13 protein-coding genes and 1 pseudogene are annotated in these 14,149 nt (G+C 63.9%); 6 read left to right on the forward strand and 8 right to left on the reverse strand.

Annotation, left to right across the window (positions count from 1 at the left end; genetic code table 11):
* The 6 genes and pseudogenes from AC1DX0_RS08030 to AC1DX0_RS08055 all read right to left on the reverse strand — a co-directional run.
* Positions 1-115 (reverse strand): annotated as a pseudogene (locus tag AC1DX0_RS08030) (ABC transporter permease); the annotation flags it as partial.
* Positions 112-1,110, reverse strand: a complete 999-nt coding sequence (locus tag AC1DX0_RS08035) for an ABC transporter ATP-binding protein (protein ID WP_477223137.1) — start codon at positions 1,108-1,110, stop codon at positions 112-114. The pseudogene AC1DX0_RS08030 and the gene AC1DX0_RS08035, both read right to left, overlap by 4 nt.
* A 179-nt stretch (positions 1,111-1,289) precedes the next feature.
* Positions 1,290-2,444 carry an ABC transporter substrate-binding protein gene (locus AC1DX0_RS08040; RefSeq protein WP_477223138.1) on the reverse strand — a complete coding sequence of 385 codons (1,155 nt, stop codon included), beginning with the start codon at positions 2,442-2,444 and terminating at the stop codon, positions 1,290-1,292.
* A 216-nt stretch (positions 2,445-2,660) separates the two neighbouring features.
* Positions 2,661-3,572, reverse strand: coding sequence for a LysR family transcriptional regulator (locus AC1DX0_RS08045; RefSeq protein WP_477223139.1), 912 nt, complete (start codon positions 3,570-3,572; stop codon positions 2,661-2,663).
* 75 nt (positions 3,573-3,647) lie between these two features.
* Positions 3,648-4,265, reverse strand: coding sequence for a DedA family protein (locus AC1DX0_RS08050; protein WP_477223140.1), 618 nt, complete (start codon positions 4,263-4,265; stop codon positions 3,648-3,650).
* Between the two features lie 8 nt (positions 4,266-4,273).
* Entirely contained in the window at positions 4,274-4,831 is a 558-nt protein-coding gene (locus AC1DX0_RS08055; RefSeq protein WP_477223141.1) for a class I SAM-dependent methyltransferase, read from the reverse strand.
* A gap of 335 nt (positions 4,832-5,166) precedes the next feature.
* On the opposite strand from AC1DX0_RS08055, the gene AC1DX0_RS08060 reads away from it, so the two are divergent.
* The 3 genes from AC1DX0_RS08060 to AC1DX0_RS08070 all read left to right on the forward strand — a co-directional run bounded on the left by AC1DX0_RS08060 (position 5,167) and on the right by AC1DX0_RS08070 (position 7,714).
* Positions 5,167-5,841 (forward strand): response regulator transcription factor, encoded by a 675-nt coding sequence (locus AC1DX0_RS08060; RefSeq protein WP_477223143.1) that lies wholly within the window; start codon positions 5,167-5,169, stop codon positions 5,839-5,841.
* 10 nt (positions 5,842-5,851) lie between these two features.
* Entirely contained in the window at positions 5,852-7,213 is a 1,362-nt protein-coding gene (locus AC1DX0_RS08065; protein ID WP_477223144.1) for a sensor histidine kinase, read from the forward strand.
* Between the two features lie 63 nt (positions 7,214-7,276).
* Positions 7,277-7,714 (forward strand): VOC family protein, encoded by a 438-nt coding sequence (locus AC1DX0_RS08070; RefSeq protein ID WP_477223145.1) that lies wholly within the window; start codon positions 7,277-7,279, stop codon positions 7,712-7,714.
* A gap of 95 nt (positions 7,715-7,809) precedes the next feature.
* On the opposite strand, the gene AC1DX0_RS08075 is transcribed toward AC1DX0_RS08070, so the two are convergent.
* Entirely contained in the window at positions 7,810-8,586 is a 777-nt protein-coding gene (locus AC1DX0_RS08075) for a DeoR/GlpR family DNA-binding transcription regulator (RefSeq protein WP_477223146.1), read from the reverse strand.
* Positions 8,587-9,103: 517 nt separating this feature from the next.
* On the opposite strand from AC1DX0_RS08075, the gene AC1DX0_RS08080 reads away from it, so the two are divergent.
* Positions 9,104-9,991: a phosphotransferase gene (locus AC1DX0_RS08080; protein ID WP_477223147.1), complete on the forward strand. Its 888-nt coding sequence runs from the start codon at positions 9,104-9,106 to the stop codon at positions 9,989-9,991.
* A complete protein-coding gene (locus AC1DX0_RS08085; protein WP_477223148.1) occupies positions 9,988-12,441 on the forward strand; it encodes a GcvT family protein in 2,454 nt (817 codons plus the stop codon). Before AC1DX0_RS08080 ends, AC1DX0_RS08085 begins: the two co-directional genes overlap by 4 nt.
* Here AC1DX0_RS08085 and AC1DX0_RS08090 read toward each other — a convergent pair.
* Positions 12,438-13,070: a class I SAM-dependent DNA methyltransferase gene (locus tag AC1DX0_RS08090; protein ID WP_477223149.1), complete on the reverse strand. Its 633-nt coding sequence runs from the start codon at positions 13,068-13,070 to the stop codon at positions 12,438-12,440. The genes AC1DX0_RS08085 and AC1DX0_RS08090 overlap by 4 nt on opposite strands.
* Positions 13,071-13,177: 107 nt before the next feature.
* Here AC1DX0_RS08090 and AC1DX0_RS08095 point away from each other — a divergent pair, with 107 nt between their 5' ends.
* Entirely contained in the window at positions 13,178-14,080 is a 903-nt protein-coding gene (locus AC1DX0_RS08095; protein ID WP_477223150.1) for a phosphotransferase, read from the forward strand.
* Positions 14,081-14,149 lie beyond the last annotated feature (69 nt).

Below are 14,149 nucleotides of genomic sequence, written 5' to 3' on the forward strand. Positions count from 1 at the left end.
GGAGAAGCAATTGCGGCCGGCGCCAGAACAGGTCCGAGAGCGCACCACGCATGCCGCCGCTGCCGGGCAAGATGGCGGGAGCCGTGGCGCGCGGCATGGTGGCGTCGAGGCTCATGCCGGCTCGTCCATCAGATGCAGATGCTCGCGGTTGAAGGTGAGCACGACCGCTTCGCCCTCTGCCGGCAGGGCCGTGCCCGCCGGCACAATGGCGTGCAGCTTCAATCCGTCGGCATCGAGCGCCAGCCTGGTGGTGGCGCCGAGATAATTGGTCGAGATGAGGCGAGCGGCGACACCTTCGCCGCTTGCGGCGCGGCCAACGCGAATGGATTCGGGGCGCAAACTGCCCCAGCGATGCTGGCCGGAATAGCGCTGGACGAAGTCCGGCGGCAGCACGTTGGAGGAGCCGACGAAATCGGCGACGAAACGCGTCTTCGGGCGCTGATAGATGTCCTCCGGTGTGCCGATCTGCATGATCCTGCCATCGTTGAAGACGGCGACGCGGTCGGCCATCGACAGCGCCTCGCCCTGATCATGGGTGACGAAGACGAAGGTGATGCCGAGCGCCTTCTGCAGCGATTTCAGCTCTTCCTGCATGTTTTCGCGCAGCTTGAGGTCGAGCGCTCCGAGCGGCTCGTCGAGCAGCAGCACTTTGGGCTGGTTGACCAGCGCGCGGGCGAGCGCGACGCGCTGGCGCTGGCCACCGGACAACTGGCCGGGGCGGCGGGCGCCATAGCCGGGCAGCCGCACCAGCGACAGAGCTTCCTCAGCTGCCTTGTGCCGCATGGCCTTGCCGACGCCCTTGACCATCAGCCCGTAGGCGACGTTGTCGAGCACGTTCAGATGCGGGAACAACGCATAGTCCTGGAAGACGGTGTTGACGTTGCGGCGATAGGGCGGCACGCCCTCAGCGCGTTCGCCGAAGATCGAGATCGAACCCGCCGTCGGCTGCTCGAAGCCGGCGATCAGGCGCAGACAGGTGGTCTTGCCGGATCCGGACGGCCCGAGCATGGCGAAGAACTCGCCCGGCGCAATGTCGAGATCGACCGCGTCGACGGCGCGAACGCTGCCGAAATGGCGCGAGACTTTCTGGAAGGAGACGGCAGAGGTCATGGGCTGTCAGTCTGTTTTTGCCGGGTCAAACAAGGACGAATTCACGCGCCGCTTCACCTCCCCCTCGATGATGGGGGAGGTCGCGGCGAAGCCGCGGGTGGGGTGATGGTGCGGACCTATCGGACAGGCCCCACCCCGACGCTACACGTCGGCCCTCCCCACAAAGGGAGGGTATGGCGTTACCGTCCGCCGATGACGCCGATATAGTCCGACACCCAGCGGTAATAAGGCACGCACTGGTTGTTCTGGGTGGCGCATTTCGAGACCGGCGTCTTCCAGAACTTGATCTTGTCGAAATTGTCGTAGCCGTTGGTCTTGCAGCCTTCCTCGCCGAGCAGTTCGTTGCCCTTGCAGGCGGCGGGCACCACGGGGAGCGAGCCGAACCAGGCCGAGACGTCGCCCTGCACCTTGGGTGACAGCGAATGCTCGAGCCACATATAGGCGCAGTTCGGGTGAGCCGCGTCGGCTTCCATCATGGTGGTGTCGGCCCAGCCAGTGACGCCTTCTTCCGGCACGGTCGAGGCAACCGGCTTCTTGGCGGCAACCAGCGTATTGACCTGATACGGCCACGAGCCCGAGGCGACGACGCCTTCATTCTGGAAATCGTCGACCTGGATGGCGGCGTCATGCCAGTAGCGGCCGACCAGGGTGCGCTGGACGCGCAGCAGGTCGAGTGCCGCCTTGTACTGGTCCTCGTTCAGCTCGTAGGGGTCCTTGATGCCGAGTTCCGGCTTGTGGAACATCAGATAGTTGGCGGCGTCGGCGATGTGGATCGGCCCGTCATAGGCCTGGACGCGGCCCTTGTTGGACTTGCCGTCCGGCAGCTTCATCTCCTCGAAGACGATGTTCCAGCTCTTCGGCGCTTCCTTGAACACTTCGGTGTTGTACATCAGGATGTTGGGGCCCCACTGATAGGGAACGCCGTAATGGACCTTGTCGACGGTGAACCAGGGTGCGTCCTTCAGCCGGTCGTCGACCGCCTTCCAGCTCGGAACGAGATCGGTGTTGATCGGCTGCACGCGCTTGCCGGCGACCAGGCGCAGCGAGGCATCTCCGGAAGCCGTGACGAGGTCGAAGCCGCCCTCGTTCATCAGCGAGACCATCTCGTCCGAAGTGTTGGCGGTCTTGACGTTTACCTTGCAGCCGCTCTCCTTTTCGAAGGCAGTGACCCAGTCATAGCCCTTGTCGGTCTCGCCGCGCTCGATATAGCCAGGCCAGGCAACGATGTTGACCTGGCCTTCGCCCTTGCCGAGTTCCTTGACCTGGGCGATGGCCTGACCCGAGAAGGTCAGCGCGACCGTCAGCGCAGTGCATGACTTCAGGAATGAATTCATCATCGATCTCCCATTTTGGCGGATGACCCCGAAACCGCTCCGGTTTTCGCCAGATCACGCGCGGACTGTAAAACTGCCGGTTCGTCCTGTGGACTTGATGTCGCTCTTGTGGCGGCTTTGGTTCTTGGAACGGAAGGTGCTTGGAAAATTCCGGTTTCGCAAATTCATTTATCAGAAAGGCGATATCGGTTTTTCCGATAGGTTGGCACTCTTCAATCAGGGGCGCTGGCGGACCGTCCGCTGCGACTGGGCAAGGCCGATGAAATCGCGCGCCGCCTGCGGCAGGCCGGAGCCGCGCCGCCAGACCATGCCGACCTGCACCACCGGCAAGGAGCCGGAAACATCGCGCGATTCGATGCGGTCGCCTTCCAGCGACCATGGCCGGTAGACGAGGTCGGGCAAAAGCGCCACGCCGGCGCCGGTGGCGACCAGGCTGCGCACCGCTTCGACCGAGCGGGTGCGGAAGGCGACATGCGGCTTGGCGCCGATCGCCGTCAGCAGCTTGCCGGTGTTCTCCTCGATCTCGTCGACAGTCAGCATGATCAGCGGCTCGCCGGCGATATCGCCAATGCTGATAATGTCGGCGCTGGCGAGCGGATGGCCGAGCGGCAGCCACAGACGGTAGGCCGAGACCTCGAGGATTTCCGACTGCAGCGCGGTGCGGTCACGCAGGTTCGAGGTGACCATAACGGCGATGTCGAGCTTGCCACCGATCAGCAGATGTTCGAGGTAGTCGCCATTGTCCTCGATGGCCGAGACCTCGACGCCCGGATAGGCGCGGCGGTAGCGGGAAAGCAGATCCGACAGCACATAGCCGGCGACCAAAGAGGTGACGCCGAGCTGCAGCCGACCGCCCGCCACCGCCTGCTCGCCGGAGAAGGAGCGGCGCGCGTCCGACACGTCGGCGAGGATCTTGGTCGCGTGGCGCAGGAACTGGTGGCCCTTGTGGGTGATGTTGAGGCCACGCGGATGGCGCTCGAACAATTCGACGCCGAGATCGCTTTCGAGTTCCTTGATCGCTTCGGTGACCGACGATTGCGAAATGGAGAGGTTCTGTGCGGCGCCCGACACCGTGCCTTGCTCGGCGACGGCGATGAAGAACTGCAACTGGCGGATGGTGAAGGCCATGGCCGGACTAAACACCGGCGGCCGAGCGAAGGAAAGCCGATGGCGGAGCTTATCCCATGACTGGCGAGCTGACGCTCAGCCGAGCATCAGCCTGATGCGCCGCCGGCATGCGGGGCCATAGCGCAGCGCCAGCATGAAGGCCGTCTCCAGCGCCACGACGACGACAATGATGCGGAAGCCCACCGTGAAGGTATCCTGGCCACTGCCGTGCAGGAGATAGCCGGTTACGAGAAAGCCGAAGTTCCACAGCGTGGCGCCGAGCAGCGTCGCGGCCGCGAAGGGCAGAGCGGGCAGGCAAAGCGCACCGGCCGCGATCGGCAGGTAATTGCGCACGGTCGGGATGAACTGCGCCAGCAAGGACACTCGGACATGATTGCGCCGGTAGGCCTGGCCAAGCTTGCGGTAGGTCGCAGGGCGCAGGAAGACATATCTGCCGGCACGTTCGATCAGCCTGTCGGCACGGTCAAATCCGATCCGGCGGCCGACCCCATACCAGACAAGGCAGCCGGAAAAGGAGGCAAGCGTCGTCACCGCCAGCAGGATCGCCAGTGTGGACACATCCGGCGCCGCCGTCATGCCGAGGAACAGCAGCAGCACATGCGAGGGCGGGATCGGCAGGATTTTTTCGGTGAAGGCGAGGCAGAAGACGCCGACCAGGCCTAAGTCGAGAATGGCCGACAATGGACCTGTCATGGGACCTGTCATGCGAAGCGCCAATCATAGATTCCCAGCGTCTTGATCCTGGCGACGCGATAGACCGTTGCCGGCGGGAAATTGCGAAAGGTATGGCCGACCCGCGTCACCTCGAGATCGAGCCGGTCGAGCAGCGACTGGTCGAACGGGCAGCGCCGGCCGAGCGTGAACTGATAGAGCGCCCCGCCGGGGCGCAGGTTGGCGAAGACGCCTTCGAGGATGGCAAGCGTCTTGCGCGGCGAAATCAGGCGGAAGGGCAACCCGCTGACAGCAGCACCAACCACCGGATTCTGGAATAGCGACAGATGGCGCAGACCGACGGCATCCATTTCGAAAATACGGGCGGCGGGAAAGCGCCGCATAAGCAGTGCCGCAAAATCCGGATCGGATTCGATCAACGTCAGATCCTCTTCCCTCACCCCGCGTGACAGCAGCGCCCGTGTGAACGGACCGGTTCCGGGACCGAGCTCCAGCACGGGGCCAGTCTCGGGACCGATGTCGCGCGTCATCAAGGCCGCCAGGCTGGAACTGGATGGCGTGACGGAGCCGACCCTGAACGGTGCCACGGTGTCCACGCCATGAGAAAAGACAGAGCATCATTTGCAGACATAACCAACCTCAATTCCCGACGACAGCACGCCAACCAGTTTGGTGTCGCGTTTGATTTCGTTTCGGCGCCGGACCCGAACCTGTTGCTGCATATCCGGGCCCGACGCCTTGACGCCGGCATGGGCGGTTCCTGCCGACCGGCGCTGTTTGCCGGGACTGGATTGCATAGACATTGCGCAACATCGCCGGCGCAAAGAAAGAACTTGCCGGCCTCGGTCCATTCGGCTTTGCCATGTCTACGCAATGTTGGCGCGGTAGCGCCCGAAGCGATGTGAATACCTGGGGATGGTGGATGCGTATCTTGCTGGTCGAGGACGAGCCCGAAATGGTCTCGGCGCTGCGTGCAGCGCTGAAACGTCACGACATGGTGGTCGATCACGCCGGCACATTGCTGGAGGCGGAGGGCTTCATTGCCGTCGACAGCTACGACGTCATCCTGCTCGACCGCCAATTGCCTGACGGCGACGGGCTGCCGCTGGTGCCGAGATTGCGCGCGGCGAAGAACACGACGCCCGTTCTGGTGCTGACGGCGAAGGGCGAAACGTCTGACAAGGTCGACGGGCTGGACATGGGCGCGGACGACTATCTGGCAAAGCCGTTCGCCTTCGAGGAATTGCTGGCCCGCTTGCGCGCGCTGCTCAGGCGGCCGGCGCCGATGCAGTCGCAATTCATCCGCGCCGGGCTTCTTGTACTCGATGTCGGACATCGCGAGGCTGCAATCCGCGGCGAGCCGCTCAGCCTGCCGCGGCGCGAACTCCTGGTGCTGGAGGCGCTGATGCGACGCACCGGCCGCATGGTGCAGCGCGAGGCGTTGATGGAAGCGGTGTTCGGCCTCGACGACGAAATCCAGTCCAACGCGCTCGACACCCATGTCTCGCGTCTGCGCCGCAAGCTAGCCGACGCCGATGCCGGGGTGACGATCAACGGCATTCGCGGCGTCGGCTATCTCCTGCGCGAAACGACGTGAGCGCCGAGCGATGAGTATCAAACGCCCGCGTTCGCTCAAATGGAGCCTGGTGCTGCGCATTGCCTTGCTGCAATGCGCGATGCTGACGCTGATCATCGTCGGCATTCTCGGCGCCATGCTGGCCACCGGCCTCATTCCACACGACTATGAGGACGGTACGATGGACGTGCTGGCGGACGCGGTGGCGCGCGATGCGGGCGGCAAGCTTGTCCTGCGCGAGACCTCGGATCTGACGAAGCTGCGATCCGATGTCCACGACCTCTGGTTCATCATCCGCGACAAGCAGGGGCAGCGGCTGCAGGAGGGCACGGTGCCAGCCATCTTCCAGCCTTTCGTCGGGCTGCTGGACACCATCAGCGATGCGCGTATCGACCATACAATCGGCCAAAGCGCGCCGCCGGAGGGGAAGATCCGCTGGACCGACACCGCTGCCGGCAACGTCCAGATCTTCACCGGCACCAAGGGCGGGCTTTCACTGCTGCGTCTGCTCGGACAGGCGCCGCAGTTCTTCCTGCAGGGCATATTGCCGCTCGCCGGACTGATGGCGCTGGCCACGCTGTTCGCGACGCCCTGGGTGGTGCGCGGCGCGCTGTCGGGCCTTGGCCATGCGGCCGCCGAGGCCGAACGCATCGACATCGACCAGCGCGGCGTGCAGCTGCCGCTGAAGGACGTGCCGATGGAGGTGACGCCGCTGGTGAAAGCGGTGAACGCCGCCCTTGCGCGGCTCGACAAAGGCTATGAACGCCACAAGCGTTTCCTGACCGATGCCGCCCATGAACTGAGGACACCGGTCGCCATCCTCAACACACGCCTGGCTTCGCTGCCGGCAACACCCGAGCGGGCACGGCTGCTGCAGGATGCAGCACGGCTTTCAACGCTGACCGACCAGTTGCTCGACCTGCAGCGCCTCGACCGGCAAGCCGCATCCTTCGAGAAAGTCGACCTCGTGGCCATCGCGCGCGGCGTCATCGTCGACCTCGCGCCGATGGCCTTCTCGGCCGGGTACGAGATGTCGTTCGAGCCGGAACGGGAAACGGTTTTCGCCAGCGGCGATCGCACCGCCATCGAACGCGCCGTGACCAACATCGTCCAGAACGCCATCGAGCATGGCGGCCGCGCGGGCAAGATCACCGTCGGCGTCATCGCGCCCGCCGTCATCGAGGTGCGGGACGAAGGCGACGGCGTGCCACTAGGCGAGCGCGAACGCATCTTCGAGCCTTTCTATCGGCTGCGTCCCCAGGATCATGGCGCCGGGCTCGGCCTCAACCTGGTGCAGGAAATCATGCAACTGCATGGCGGGCGCATCGAGATTTTCGACGGCCAGCCGAGCGGCGCCTGCTTCAGGATGAGTTTTCGCGCCTTGCCCGCATAGCACCGCCGTTGTTGGACCAGTCGACGCCTTGTAGATTGGAACGACACCTTGGAGATTGGAAACATGGCGCTCAAGCGGATGGACAACGTAGGAATCGTCGTCGAAGACCTCGGAGGGACGATTGATTTCTTTCGCGAACTCGGCCTCGAGCTCGAAGGACAGGCCATGATCGAAGGGGAATGGGCCGGACGTGTCACCGGACTGGGCGATCAGCATGTCGAGATTGCCATGATGCGCACACCGGACGGCCACAGCCGGCTCGAGCTCTCCCGCTTCCTCACGCCGCCTGTCGTCGCGGATCACCGAAACGCCCCGGTCAACGCGCTCGGCTACCTGCGCGTCATGTTCACCGTGGACGACATCGACGAGACGCTTGAAAGGCTCCGCACGCGCGGCGCGCAGCTCGTAGGCGAAGTCGCCCAGTATAAAGACGTGTATCGGCTCTGCTACATCCGTGGCCCTGAAGGGCTTCTCATCGGACTTGCCCAAGAACTCAGCTGAATATGTTGATACTCATGCGATGCCGGCCCGCAAATGGCGGCTTTCCGTGCTTCCGGTGCCGACTCGGCCTAACCTGACTCTCAACACACCTTGGCTCAGAACCCGGCTTCGCCGCCGGCGATGCTGAGCCGCGCACCGGCCTGCGCCAGGGCGGCGGCGATGTCATGCGGCGGCGAGCGGTCGGTCGCGAGTTCGGAAAATCCGTCGAAGCCGCAGACCTGGACCAGGCCCTGGCGACCGAATTTGGTGTGGTCGGTGATGACAAGCGAACGCTGGCCGCGCGACAGCACCATGCGGGCGAATTCCGACTCTTCCAGATCATAGTCCATGACACCGGTCACCGCATCGACGGCGCCGGTGGAAATGATGGCATGGCTGACCGAGAAGCGGCTGACGAACTCGATGGCCGAGGTGCCGAACGCAGCACCGGAATCGCTGCGCAGTTCGCCGCCGGCCATATAGACCTTGTTGCCGTTGATGGTGGCCAGCGTGCGGGCGATATCAGACGAGTTGGTGACGACCGTCAGGCGCCGGTGGCCGAGCAGTTCCCGCGCCAGGAACGAGGTCGTGGTGCCGGTGTCGAGCATGACCGATTCGCCGTCGCGGATGGTGGCTGCGACCATGCGGGCAATGACGCGCTTGGCATCGGCATTCTCGCGCATGCGCCGTTCGAACGGCGCTTCGCCGATCATCGACGGCAGGCCGATGGCGCCATGCATCTTCAGAACCGAGCCATCGCTGGTGAGCGGCTTGACGTCGCGGCGCACGGTTTCCAGCGAAACACCCAGCCGATCAGCCAGACTGGCGATGGTGACGGTTCCCTCTTCCTGCAGCAGCCGCAGGATTTCGCCGTGGCGTTTGGAATGGACCATTTGGTTTTCCCGGACTTCGAGTTTTGACCGGTTTTAAGGTAATTCAAGTGCTTTTAAAGGGATTGGAGGCTGCTTTCGGGCAAAACACCCAAAAAAAGTCACATGTTTTTGTTGACAACCGGGCAACCCTGGCGTGAAATCCAGGCATCAACAGGGGTTCGGAGCTGCAAAACGGGAGGGCGATGGCAGAGCCGCAACTCACTGACCAGGCCGCCTTGAATGCGTCTGGCGCAAGGAATTCAGAGATCCGCGGGGGCGGATGCCGGGATCAAAAACCTGGCCAAGGGGCTCGTCGGTGCGGTGCGGGATACCAATCCTGGCGTCCCGCACCGACGAGATTATTTGCGTTTCTCCCCGCCGTCGTTGCGCTGTCCAAGGCGCTTAATGCATGTCGCCCAAAAGTGACCTCGGTTTTGGGAGAACGACATGCATAAAAACAAGAACCTAAAGCGCGTCGCATGGATCTGTTTCAACGCAACGCGCTTTAGTCGAAGCTCAGCAAACCAGGGATGAATCCGTGATTGTCGAAGATCGCATCCGCGCCCTGCCCTGCTGGACCGGGGCCATCGAGATCGCCCCCCTGCCCGGCGGCCTGAGCAACGCCAATTATGTGGTCAGTGACGCTGCCGGACGGCATGTCGTGCGCTTCGGCCAGGATTATCCTTTCCACCATGTCTTCCGTGAGCGTGAGGTGATGACCGCGCGGGCGGCCCATGCCGCCGGTTTCGCGCCGGCTGTGCATTATTCCGAGCAGGGCATCATGGTGACGGCGTTCCTTGGCGCCAGGACCTATCTGGCCGCGGATGTGCGCGCCAATCTTGGCCGCGTCGCGGCGCTGATGCGCGGCTTCCATCGGGAGATGCCCAACCATATTTCCGGCGCCGGCTTCATGTTCTGGGTGTTCCACGTCATCCGCGACTATGCACGCACGCTTGAAGAGGGCGGCAGCCGCAAGCGCAGCGACTTGCCGCGTCTGCTGACGCTGGCCGACGAACTGGAGCGGGCGCAAAAACTGCTGCCGATCGTCTTTGGCCACAACGATCTTTTGCCGGCCAATATCCTCGACGACGGCAGCAGGCTGTGGCTGATCGATTTCGAATATGCCGGCTTCAACACGGCCATGTTCGACCTTGCCGGCGTCGCCTCCAACGCCGGCATGAGCGACGCGGAATCCTTCGCCTTCCTGACCGCCTATTTCATGAAGGAGCCGGACGAGGCAATCCGCCGCTCGCACGCCGCCATGCAATGCGCCTCGCTGTTGCGCGAGGCGATGTGGAGCATGGTGTCGGAACTCTATCTCGACGCGCCCGGCATAGACTACGTCGCCTACACCGAGGAAAACCTGGTTCGGCTCGACGCGGCGCTGGAAAACTACCGGACAAAATACGGGATCCTGAAATCATGACCTTGCCCAGCCAGGCCGCGGTCGTCGTCATCGGCGGCGGCATCATCGGCTGTTCGACAGCCTATCATCTGGCGCGCGACCACAAGGCCGACGTCGTGCTGCTCGAACAGGGCAAGCTGACCTCGGGCTCGACCTGGCATGCCGCCGGCCTGGTCGGGCAATTGCGCTCGTCTGCCTCGATCACCCGCGTGCTCAAATACTCGGTCGACCTCTACAAGGGGCTGGAGGCCGAAACCGGCCTTGCCACCGGCTGGAAGATGACCGGCTGCCTGCGGCTAGCCACCAATGCCGACCGCTGGACCGAGTACAAAAGACTGGCGACGACGGCGAAAAGCTTCGGCATGGACATGCATCTTTTGTCCCCGGCCGAGGTCAAGGCGATGTGGCCGCTGATGGAGACCGGCGATCTCGTCGGCGCCTCCTGGCTGCCGACCGACGGCCAGGCGAGCCCCTCCGACATCACCCAGTCGCTGGCCAAGGGCGCGCGCATGCATGGCGCCAGGCTGTTCGAGGATGTCCGCGTCACCGGCTTCGAGATGAGGAATGGCCGCATCACGGCGGTGAAGACCAACCAGGGCGATATCGCCTGCGACAAGGTGGTGAACTGCGCCGGACAATGGGCGCGGCAGGTCGGCGCCATGGCCGGCATCAACGTGCCGCTGCAGCCGGTCAAGCACCAGTACATCATCACCGAGAAGATTCCGGGGCTGGCGACCGATGCGCCGACGCTGCGCGATCCCGACCGGCGCACCTATTTCAAGGAGGAGGTCGGCGGGTTGGTGATGGGCGGCTACGAGCCGAACCCACAGGCATGGACGACCGGTCTTCCCGGGGGCGACGTGCCCAACGATTGGGAATTCCGTCTGTTCGACGACGACTACGACCACTTTGAGCAGCATATGAGCCAGGCGATCGCGCGCGTGCCGGCGCTGGAAACCGTCGGCGTCAAGCAGATGATCAACGGGCCGGAAAGCTTCACGCCGGACGGCAATTTCATTCTCGGCACAGCGCCCGAATGCGCCAACATGTTCGTCGGCGCCGGCTTCAATGCCTTCGGCATCGCCTCGGGCGGCGGCGCCGGCTGGGTATTGGCGCAGTGGGTGGTCGATGGCGAGGCGCCGCTCGACCTGTGGGTGGTCGACATCAGGCGCTTTTCCAACCTGCACCGCGACCGACAATGGGTGCGCGAACGCACGCTGGAAGCCTATGGCAAGCATTACACGATCGGCTTCCCGCACGAGGAGTATGCGTCAGGCAGGCCGCGCATCGTCTCGCCGCTTTACGACAGGCTGAAACAGCAGCGCGCCGTGTTTGGATCCAAGCTCGGCTGGGAGCGGCCTAACTGGTTCGCGCCCGAAGGCGTCGAGCCGCAGGACATCTATTCGATGGGCCGGCAGAACTGGTTCGCGGCGGTCGGCGACGAACACCGGCATGTGCGCGAGCATGTCGGCATCTTCGACCAGTCGTCCTTCGCCAAATACGAGTTGAGCGGCCCCGACGCCGCCAAGGCACTGGACTGGATCTGCGCCAACGATGTCAGCAAGCCGGTCGGCCGGCTGACCTACACGCAGCTTCTCAACACGCGCGGCGGCATCGAGGCCGACCTGACCGTGGCGCGGCTGGCCGAGGACAAATTCTACATCGTCACCGGCACCGGTTTCCGCACCCATGATGCCTCGTGGATCAGCGACCATATCGGCGAGGGCCTCGATGCCGGGCTGACCGACGTCACCGAGGATTTCGGTACGCTGTCGCTGATGGGGCCGCGTGCTCGCGACGTGCTTTCAGCGGTGAGCGAGGCCGATGTGTCGAATGCCGGCTTCCCGTTCGGCCATGTTCGCGAGATCACCATCGCCAGCCACACGGTTCGAGCGCTGCGCGTCACCTATGTCGGCGAGCTCGGCTGGGAACTGCATGTGCCGATCGCGGCGACAGGCGAAGTCTTCGACGCGCTGATGACGGCGGGCGAGACGCACGGCATCCGCCCGGTCGGCTACCGCGCGCTGGAATCGCTACGGCTGGAAAAAGGCTATCGCGCCTGGGGTTCCGACATCACGCCCAACGACACGCCGCAGGAGGCCGGGCTCGGCTGGGCGGTCAAGTTGCGCAAGAACACCGATTTCGTCGGACGGCGGGCGCTCGAGAAGGTTGGCGGCGCGCCGTTGAAGAAGCGTTTTGCCGGCTTCACGGTCGACAATTCCGAAATCGTGCTGCTTGGCCGCGAGACCATCCTGCGCAATGGCGAACCGGTCGGTTATCTCACCAGCGGCGGCTATGGCTACACGCTGGGCAGGAACATCGGCTATGGCTATGTGCGCAACGGTGACGGGGTGAGCGACGATTTTCTCACCAGGGGCGACTATGAGCTGGTCGTTGCGATGGAACGGACGCCGGCCAAAATCCATCTCGAGCCGATGTACGATCCTTCAGCGGAGAGAGTGAAGGCCTAATTCACCCGCAGGGCGAGACCGCGGCTGGGCACGGTGTCTGCCTCCCCCGGCATGGAGACGTAAGGGCGCGTTTCCTCGGCGCGGGTGACGATGCCTTGCGCTTCGAGTTCAGCGATGCGCGCGGCAAAGCCCTGATCCCACAGCGTGTTCTTGACCGTCAGCACGATCACGCCGCCCGGGCGGCAGACGCGGATCAATTCGTCCAGCCCTTCAACGCCGACATGGCCTGAGGTGAAGACGCCGGCCGAAACGATTCCGGCATAGGCATCGTCGGCAAAGGGCAGCTGGCCACCGAGCGCCAGGCAATGCAGCGCGGTATACACGCCCTTGCGGGCGGCCTGATCCAGCATGCCTTGCGAGATGTCCAGCGCCTCGACTTGCGGATAGCCGGTAATATCAAGCCATTCGCCGATGAGCCCTGTGCCGGCGCCGGCATCGAGCAACGGTGCGGCGCCCCGCGGCAAATGGCGGGCGATCAGAGCGAGGCAGATCGTCGGATGACGGTAACCGGCGGCTGACATATCGGCGTCATAGGTCTGCGACCAGCGATCATAGAGGGCGGCCACTTCCTCCGGCCGCTTCGCGGCATAGGCTGCGCTGAGCGCGCCCAGCTGTTTACCGTCCGTCATCGTTGGTTTGCCGCCTGATCGAGTTGCCTTCGATCAGATCATAGCCAAACGGTGAAAACTGTGGAACCGTCCCGACCATAAATAAGGCGTGAAGGCAAACACGGGGCATGACGATGGACGAGGTGCGAGCGGCGCTTGGCGCTATTCCCATGCTGGCCGGCTATACCGGGCCACTGGACCGGCTTGGCGGCCTCACCAACCTCGTCTTCAAGGCCGGCGATCTCTGCCTGCGCATTCCAGGCAAAGGCACCGAGGAATACATCAACCGCGCCAACGAAACGGTGGCCGCGCGCGAAGCAGCGAAGGCCGGGGTCAGCCCGGAAGTGCTGCATGCCGAGGCCGGCACCGGCGTGATGGTGACGCGCTTCATCGCTGGCGCGCAGACGATGTCGCCGGAGAAATTCAGGGAAAGGCCGGGCAGCCCCGCCCGCGCCGGCGAAGCCTTCCGCAAGCTGCACAATTCCGGTGCGGTGTTCCCCTTCCGCTTCGAGCTGTTCGCGATGATCGACGACTATCTCAAAGTGCTGTCAACCAAGGACGTCGCCCTGCCAGCCGGCTATCACGACGTGGTGCGCGAGGCCGACAGCGTGCGCTCGGCGCTGGCAGCCCATTCGCTGCCGCTTGTCGCTTGCCATTGCGACCCGCTATGCGAGAACTTCCTCGATACGGGCGAGCGGATGTGGATCGTCGACTGGGAATATTCGGGGATGAACGACCCGCTCTGGGATCTCGGCGACCTTAGCGTCGAAGGCAAGTTCGACGCGGACCAGGACGAGGAGCTGATGCGTGCCTATTTCGGCGGCGAGGCGAGGCCTGCGGAGCGCGGCCGGGTCGTCATCTACAAGGCGATGTGCGATCTGTTGTGGACGCTATGGGGATTGATCCAGCTCGCCAACAACAACCCGGTCGACGATTTCCGCGCCTATGCCGACGGCCGCTTCGCCCGCTGCAAGGCATTGATGGAGGCCCCGGAATTTTCCCTGCACCTGGCGGCTGTGCGTTTGGGGTAGAGCAATTCCAAGTGACAGCGGCTTTGGCGCTCCCGCGATTCTATCAAGCGCCCGAATGCCTGTGTCGCG

This window comes from Mesorhizobium sp. P3_A9 (assembly GCF_056402975.1).

What these genes read in the sequence shown, in the direction of transcription:
- AC1DX0_RS08070 (WP_477223145.1), top strand. Translation starts at nt 7,277, where the DNA reads ATGGCGCTCAAGCGGATGGACAACGTAGGAATCGTCGTCGAAGACCTC.
- AC1DX0_RS08035 (WP_477223137.1), bottom strand. Translation starts at nt 1,110, where the DNA reads ATGACCTCTGCCGTCTCCTTCCAGAAAGTCTCGCGCCATTTCGGCAGC.
- AC1DX0_RS08060 (WP_477223143.1), top strand. Translation starts at nt 5,167, where the DNA reads ATGCGTATCTTGCTGGTCGAGGACGAGCCCGAAATGGTCTCGGCGCTG.
- AC1DX0_RS08085 (WP_477223148.1), top strand. Translation starts at nt 9,988, where the DNA reads ATGACCTTGCCCAGCCAGGCCGCGGTCGTCGTCATCGGCGGCGGCATC.
- AC1DX0_RS08040 (WP_477223138.1), bottom strand. Translation starts at nt 2,444, where the DNA reads ATGAATTCATTCCTGAAGTCATGCACTGCGCTGACGGTCGCGCTGACC.
- AC1DX0_RS08050 (WP_477223140.1), bottom strand. Translation starts at nt 4,265, where the DNA reads ATGACAGGTCCATTGTCGGCCATTCTCGACTTAGGCCTGGTCGGCGTC.
- AC1DX0_RS08065 (WP_477223144.1), top strand. Translation starts at nt 5,852, where the DNA reads ATGAGTATCAAACGCCCGCGTTCGCTCAAATGGAGCCTGGTGCTGCGC.
- AC1DX0_RS08075 (WP_477223146.1), bottom strand. Translation starts at nt 8,586, where the DNA reads ATGGTCCATTCCAAACGCCACGGCGAAATCCTGCGGCTGCTGCAGGAA.
- AC1DX0_RS08045 (WP_477223139.1), bottom strand. Translation starts at nt 3,572, where the DNA reads ATGGCCTTCACCATCCGCCAGTTGCAGTTCTTCATCGCCGTCGCCGAG.
- AC1DX0_RS08090 (WP_477223149.1), bottom strand. Translation starts at nt 13,070, where the DNA reads ATGACGGACGGTAAACAGCTGGGCGCGCTCAGCGCAGCCTATGCCGCG.
- AC1DX0_RS08095 (WP_477223150.1), top strand. Translation starts at nt 13,178, where the DNA reads ATGACGATGGACGAGGTGCGAGCGGCGCTTGGCGCTATTCCCATGCTG.